Annotated in this window: 1 pseudogene; it reads left to right on the top strand. The window is 64.6% G+C overall.

The features are described from left to right. Nucleotides 1-593: pseudogene (locus HX792_RS30460) on the top strand (AMP-binding protein); the annotation flags it as partial.

Genomic DNA, 593 nt, shown 5'->3' with positions numbered 1-593 from the left:
ATGCCCAAGGGCGTGGCGGTGTCCCACGGCCCGTTGGTGGCGCACATCATCGCCACCGGCGAACGCTATGAAACCAGCCCGGCCGACTGCGAACTGCACTTCATGTCCTTCGCGTTCGACGGTTCCCACGAGGGTTGGATGCACCCGCTGATCAACGGCGCCAGCGTGCTGATCCGCGACGACAGCCTGTGGCTGCCGGAATACACCTACGCACAGATGCATCGGCACAACGTGACCATGGCCGTGTTCCCGCCGGTCTATCTGCAACAACTGGCCGAGCATGCCGAACGTGACGGCAACCCTCCGGCCGTGCGGGTTTATTGCTTTGGCGGTGATGCGGTCGCGCAAGCCAGTTACGACCTTGCCTGGCGTGCACTCAAACCGACGTATCTGTTCAACGGCTACGGGCCGACTGAAACCGTGGTCACGCCGCTGCTGTGGAAAGCCCGCAAAGGAGACCCTTGCGGCGCCGTCTACGCCCCCATCGGCACACTGCTCGGCAACCGCAGCGGCTATGTGCTGGACGCGCAACTCAACCTGCAACCCATCGGCGTAGCCGGTGAGCTGTACCTGGGCGGCGAGGGCGTGGCCCG

Source organism: Pseudomonas sp. B6002 (assembly GCF_013385985.1).
Lineage (GTDB): Bacteria > Pseudomonadota > Gammaproteobacteria > Pseudomonadales > Pseudomonadaceae > Aquipseudomonas.
This window is presented reverse-complemented; position numbering and strand designations above follow the sequence as displayed.